The organism is Luteolibacter sp. (assembly GCF_039920825.1).
GTDB lineage: Bacteria > Verrucomicrobiota > Verrucomicrobiia > Verrucomicrobiales > Akkermansiaceae > Luteolibacter.
The window spans coordinates 23,534-29,820 of record NZ_JBDSCX010000056.1; the positions used below are offsets into that span (position 1 = coordinate 23,534).

Annotated in this window: 5 protein-coding genes; 4 read left to right on the forward strand and 1 reads right to left on the reverse strand. The window is 54.1% G+C overall.

Going from position 1 to position 6,287, the window contains the following annotated elements:
- Positions 1 to 68 precede the first annotated feature (68 nt).
- Positions 69 to 308, reverse strand: a complete 240-nt coding sequence (locus ABIQ96_RS17360) for a hypothetical protein (protein ID WP_348215888.1) — start codon at positions 306 to 308, stop codon at positions 69 to 71.
- A gap of 1,504 nt (positions 309 to 1,812) precedes the next feature.
- Between ABIQ96_RS17360 and ABIQ96_RS17365 the strand changes: the two genes are divergently transcribed.
- The 4 genes from ABIQ96_RS17365 (at position 1,813) to ABIQ96_RS17380 (ending at position 5,650) form a co-directional block, all read left to right on the forward strand.
- On the forward strand, positions 1,813 to 2,352 hold the full coding sequence (locus ABIQ96_RS17365; protein WP_348215889.1) for a DUF6714 family protein: 540 nt from the start codon (positions 1,813 to 1,815) through the stop codon (positions 2,350 to 2,352).
- A 295-nt stretch (positions 2,353 to 2,647) separates the two neighbouring features.
- On the forward strand, positions 2,648 to 3,190 hold the full coding sequence (locus tag ABIQ96_RS17370) for a hypothetical protein (RefSeq protein WP_348215890.1): 543 nt from the start codon (positions 2,648 to 2,650) through the stop codon (positions 3,188 to 3,190).
- Positions 3,191 to 3,439: 249 nt separating this feature from the next.
- Positions 3,440 to 4,948, forward strand: coding sequence for a hypothetical protein (locus tag ABIQ96_RS17375; protein WP_348215891.1), 1,509 nt, complete (start codon positions 3,440 to 3,442; stop codon positions 4,946 to 4,948).
- Positions 4,949 to 5,092: 144 nt separating this feature from the next.
- Positions 5,093 to 5,650, forward strand: a complete 558-nt coding sequence (locus ABIQ96_RS17380) for a DUF4262 domain-containing protein (RefSeq protein WP_348215892.1) — start codon at positions 5,093 to 5,095, stop codon at positions 5,648 to 5,650.
- The last annotated feature ends 637 nt before the right edge of the window (positions 5,651 to 6,287 follow it).

Consider the following 6,287-nt stretch of genomic DNA (forward strand, 5'->3'; position numbering starts at 1 on the left):
GGGAAATCCCTAGCGACTCCCGCACTTTCCCGCCAGAGGAAATCCCCCGACAGCGGCAGTCCACCGGATCAAGGGTTCCAAAGCCTGAGATACGCGTCCAGTGGTTTTCGCGTCCAGTGAACTCGCTTGTAGACCCACATGACAGGACGGTAGATACGCACCACAACCAGAGGAGGGCGGTGAGAATAGAATTTAACCACCGGCGCCATGCTCAGCACATAAAGCACCGGCAGCATCACCGCCACCGCGAGCCACACGCCGCCGTTCCGCTTCTTTTCAGGATCCTCATCCATGGAACTGCTGGCCATGGGAAATCCCTAGCGACTCCCGCACTTTCCCGCCAGAGGAAATCCCGCCCCGTGCCGAACCGGACCGCCGCGTGATGGAAATGCATTCTGCCGAAAATGTTCCGAGAGGGTCCAATCCCCGATCCCCGATCCCCGATCCCCGATCCCCAATCCCCAATCCCCAATCCCCAATCCCCCTGATATCTGCTAGGTTGTCTCCCCTCCCACAGCCCCGGCCGAACCCGCCTGATATACACACCCGCCCCGGGAAATTCCTTGTCAAACCAAGGATTCATGGCGCACCTTCCCATCAGGATCCCCTCGGATATCACTCCCTGACATCCTACGAACACCACTGTTCGGCAGAAACTCAAGACACCAGTGACAAACCGACTCACACTTGGAGGTAGGATCTCGATTGGCCTTTGCCTGTTTTGGGCGATCAATGTTTTCGAGTCTCTGCGCCGTGGTCCAATCAGTCAGTATTGTGAGACGTTCGCAGTTTGGATGACGTTTCCGCTTGGTGCGATTAACGGTATTGGAAGTATATTTTGGATCAGAGGCGTGATGAGTCTAGATGAAGTGATGACTGCTTACCTGCTGATGATCCCGAACGTTTTTCTGCTTGGCTATGGATTTACGTCATATCTCCGTCTATCCCGTTTTCTCTTCCGTTTTTTTCATCCGACTGACTCGAAGTCCGCCGACTCACCCCAAAATCAACTCGCCGAACAAGACGGTAGTGGCAACGGCGGATAACGTCCCTCGTTCGCTTCGCTCTGGACGTCCAGCCTCCGCCGCGCCACACCTTTGACGTTCGGCCAAGAAACTGCTCGACCCGCGCATGAAGACTTCAAATACGAACCGAGGCTTCACACTGTTGGAGTTGCTCTGTGTTGTCGCGGTCATTGCCATTCTGCTTGGCCTCTACGGCGGAGCGATTCAGCGCAGCTACCGATATTGCGTGGACACGTTGTCGAGAGTGAAGACCTCACACAGGGACGAATTAGATTCGTGGGCACGATGACAACGCGGCCTAACAAGACGCTCCATCCAACGGCGGGTAACTCTCCTGTTTGAATTCGGGCTTTCCTCCCCGCCGTGGATGAGCTAGACGTAGCCTGAAATGAGCACCATTGAAATATTGGGCTGGGGTGCCCCATTAGGCGGAACGGCTTGGGACGAACATCTTGACTCCGAACTTAAGAAGCGAATGGTGAGCGGGGTAGGCGATTCTCAGAAGGAGATCCGGCGAGTTTGGAAGTTGGTTTGCCACAGAGAACTGTTGGTAATAGGCCGTGTGCGAGAGGAGGCAGTCCTTGGGATCACGCAGATTCTTCGTGCAATGGGCGCAGAGATGCGAGTGGGTCTTGAGAGCGGCAACGATGAGCGCTTGTTTGCGAAGTGGCCCATGCGCGGCAAAACAAAGAAGGCTATCAAGCCGTGCGAGGCAACCGGCGATAACGTCCCTAGTTGAATCGGAGCTTGATCCGCCGGTGGGCGCACATCAAACGTTCTGTCAAAAATGACTGTCATCAGCACCGAAGACCTTTCAGCGCGAATCTTTGATGCATTTGCCGGAGTTTGCTTGGATGGGGGAGTCAGCTTAATCGAAGCCGAATATGCTGACCGGCGTGAGATCGCGCCCGTCCATCTCGTTGCTCTCGAAGAAAAGTGCGACTGGACGAAGCTAATTGATGATCGCCTCTGTGATTACATGTCTACTTTTTGTTTCACCGATTATCGAGGGTTTCGCTTCTATATCGCGCCATACATGATCTGGACGCTCAGGAACTTTAGGGATTCCAGTGCGTTTATTGCCGACTGCACGATTTATGCGATAGAGCCTGGCCGGTCCATGTTTGTCGATCATCCTTTTTCTGAGGTGTTTTCCCCCAAGCAAATCAAGAGCATGCGAGATTTTCTGCTATTTGCCTGTGAGAATGGAGACCATCTTGATGCCAAAGTCGCTCGCTCCAACCTTACTCGACTGTTGCAGACCTTCCCAGAAATCCAAGAGACAGAACAAGTCAGCCTATCCGGCGGCGATAAGCCGCCAAATTGAATTCGGGCCTCCTGCGCGCCGCCGGATGGCCTGGGGCGGGGGCGGGAGGGTTGCGGATTTTGTCGGGGTCCGGGGATGGATCGGATGGGAAAGAGATCGGCTACGGCGGATCGATCGGAGATCGCGGGGTAGGGGGCGAACGGGTTTTCTGAGAGAGGGAAGGGGGAGGTGGGGATTCACAGGGAGGAGAAGTTTCGGACTCTGGCGGATCCGCGGCGCATTCAAAGGTGGTGGAAATAATTTCTATCTGCTTTTTTTCTTGCCGTCCTAACGGTCTTCTGTTGGGTATTCACCAATGGCTGAGTTTTCCGGTAAATCCCCCACCGCCACCCTCGGCGCCACCGTCACCACCTTCAGCAACGCCGCCCGCGCTTTGCGAACGGCCCAGACCAATGCCAAAGGAACCTTGGAAAATGCCCGGCTCGCCCAGGAACCCCTCCGCGTGGCTGCGGCCAACGCGCTTTACTCGCTCATCGGCCAAGGGATGGTGAATTGGGGCAGCACCCCGGCCCGCGTCGACACCCTGTGGGACGTGAACATCCTGCGCAACGCACCCCAGCAAGTGCCCGCCGCCCCCTCCGACACCACTTGGGATGCAGCCACCCGCACCCTCTCCACCACCGCTCTCCCGCCCGGAGCCACGCGGCTCGAAGCGTGGCGCGTCGGCCCCGGCTCCATGCCCGAGCTGCTCGCCACCACCGCCCCCGGCGGCACCGCCATCATCATTCCCGCCACCATCACCTTCACCCCCGGAGGTCTCTATCAACTCTGGCTCGTCGCCCTCAACAGCAAAGGCAGGAGCCCCGCCGGCCCGGTGCAGAACTGGACCGCCGTGTGATTGGAAAAACGCCCTGCCGCCCGGCATCCCGATGCCAGCGGCCGGGCCACCTTCCCGCTCCTCCCGTCCGATCCCCGGTGATATCCGTTAGCTCGCCGTTTCCGGACCTCACACGTCTCCGGTAGATCCACGAAACCGAACGGACTCCGCAACCCGTTCGGTTTCAAGGCGGGCAAGCCGGTTTTTTCCAAGGCTTGCCCCGGATATCGCGAAAGCATATCGTGCGGAATCAGGATAACTAATACTGTTGTGCAGAAAATGATAAAAATATCTGTAGGGCTTTTCGCCTCGATCCTATGCTCACTGCTGGTTCCGGCGAATGCTCAATCAACTCCACCGGGAGACTCGAAGGCACCTCCGTTGCTTGACTGCGAAGTGACCAGCCAGCGGGATCTCGGCGCATGGGATGACGCCTTCGTTTGCGAAGATAAGGATATGCTCGTTCTACGACGAGGAAACACTCTGCATACTCTTTTGATGGGCGGAGGAGCTCAACCAAAAGAAATTGTCACGTTGGAAGCTCTATCACACACGCGAATTATAGCGTGTATCCCATCGGGTGAAAGGGTCTGGTTACTTCTCAATTCGACAGAGACAGATGCCTTCGCCGTTGAAGTCAACAGTGCCAAAGTAGCAGACTTCAAGATTCCGAATCTGACGATTCCCGGCAGCCTCGCACCCCGGATTCAATCATATGTCACTGTGCCACACGCTGATGCTGTCATCCTAATGATCGAAGGAGGTGACCGTGAGACCTGGCCTCGCGACGGGAACCGTCCGATATATTTTTGGATGAGTTTGACAACCGGTAATGTCGTTCGCTTCCCAATCGGATGGGATCTAGACTACTTTTCAATGGATCAGGGTGTAGCGGTTTTTGGAATGACTCAAGAGGAAGCTTTCAAGAGGCAGGCCATATCGATGCAGACCGGAGCGAGCATGGACTCCATTCCTTTTGGGAAGGCGAACGGATACGTTCCATTCAATTGGACGGATACACACGCAGTCAAACCGATATATATGAATCGCCCAAAGATGGGCGATCAAGCATTCTTCAGAGGTCTAGCCGTAAAGGGGCGGGCGCTATTTATCGACCTTGACTTAGACGAGACATTTTATCTGTCTCAAGCGATGGAAACTGATGGGTTCGTAGGCTTTCGCTTGCGACGTGAAGGAGGATCAGGAGGAGAGCCTAGTCCTCTCTGGATTGTGAAGGCTGAGAATCCAACAAGGGCTGAGCGCGTAGCTGCGTCCGTCACAGACTTTGCGGTCCTTAAGGCTGGAAATGGCGTGATTTCTACGACTGGCCACGGTGCCAAGAAGGCATCCTCAGAAGCGTTCTTTCGTGCCTACCATGACAAGTCCATGTGGAATGTATTGGACGGTGTCGCGAGACTTCCTGAGCTAGAACGGGATTTAGCAGAGAAGAATTTTGTTCAAGACCAAACGACCGTGCGTCTAGTAAAAGGGTTCGGGGATCAGAGTCCGATTGTTCTATGTCTTTTCGAGCACTTCCGTGGCGACATGCGGTCGCTTGTTCTTCCTCGAGAGGAGAAGACGGTAAAGAGGGAATTATGGCGGCGTGCAGTTGTCGTGACGTCCAAAGGAGAACGTTGCATGACGGGCTTGTTGCGCGAGGGAAGGGTGCCCGACATTCTTTGGCTTCACAATTCGGGAATACTGATAACCGGCTTCACCGAAGCGGGTAAGACAGAACTCAGCGCCTTCACATTGGAACTACCACATGCCACCAAGTAAAATCGAAGAGCACAACAAGACGTGCATGGCAACACCCACTAGCCCCTCTGTTTACGATGTATCCACCTGATTTCAACCCTAAACCCGCGATCACCGTTGGCTCCCGCCAGTGGGTGCGCCATCACTTTGACGTTGTGCAAAAAAATGACCGCCCGATACGAGTCTTCATGTAATACCCCACAGATTGAGGGTTTCTGGTGGAGGGAGCCGGAGGACGAGTCTGACAAGAAGGCATTCTCGGACATTCTTGAGGCAGGCTGCCATCTCCTTCAGATTCTGCCTGATAGTGCCGCTCCCGATGTTCCTGAGTATGTTTACTCGGTCGGGTTCTACCTGAACCTCCTCCATCCAGAGATCATGGTTATGGGACTGCCGAGCGGCGTGTCAGGAAGAATGATCAATGATCTCTTTCAGCATGTGGCCGACGGTAATCCAATTTGGGATCGTGAGTATGTCACTTACGACATTGAAGAAGAAAGAATTCGATTCGCCGTTCGCGAGATTACAGAAAGTTCGTATCATGACTACCTTGGATACGCGAATTGGTTCTATAGATCGCTGCGAACAGAGGTGGCATCCGCGATAGAATACAACTACCCCGCTTTGCAACTTGTCTGGCCTGACTCGGAAGGTAAATATCCTTGGGAACCGGGCTGTGACTTGGCCGTTGTAGTCGCTCAAACCTTGGCGCCCCAGCCATAAGATGCAGAACAAGGCGGATATGGCGACGCCGAGGAAGCCATCTGATCAATTTTAGCTTCACCCCGGCGCCCCATCCCTTTACGTTCGGTAAAAATTTAAAGAAGACGATGGCTATTGCTCCTATTATCAGAAACCGCTCATTTTTGGACTACTACTCAGAATGCGGACCTTCTGCGAACTTCATCGCACTGTCTTGCATTCTCTTTCTTTGGATTGCGTTCATTTGCTGTCTGCAGAGAGCCGACAGGAACCGTTCAAACTACGTCAACTTGTTGCTGCCCTGCTCACTTCTTCCGATCGTCATTGGAATCTTTGGGTCATCACATGCCTTGTATCAGGGATTGGATTTTATGTATCATCATAGCCAAGGTAGTGATGCTGTGATGCACCCCGAAGAACTCGTGATTCCATTGATAGCGGGCTCATTTCTCTCTGGTATTTCTATCTTTTTTACCGTTGTGATTCTGTTCATTAATAGCAATCGCAACTCCAGAATCCCGGCGAAAGAGACCGAACAAGAATAGATGAGAAGGCAGCAGGCGCGAGTTGCGCGTTGTGGTAAACTACCGCTGCCATGAAAAACACATCATCTACCAGAACCGTCGGACTCGACCTTGGTGACCGCAAGCACTCCGTT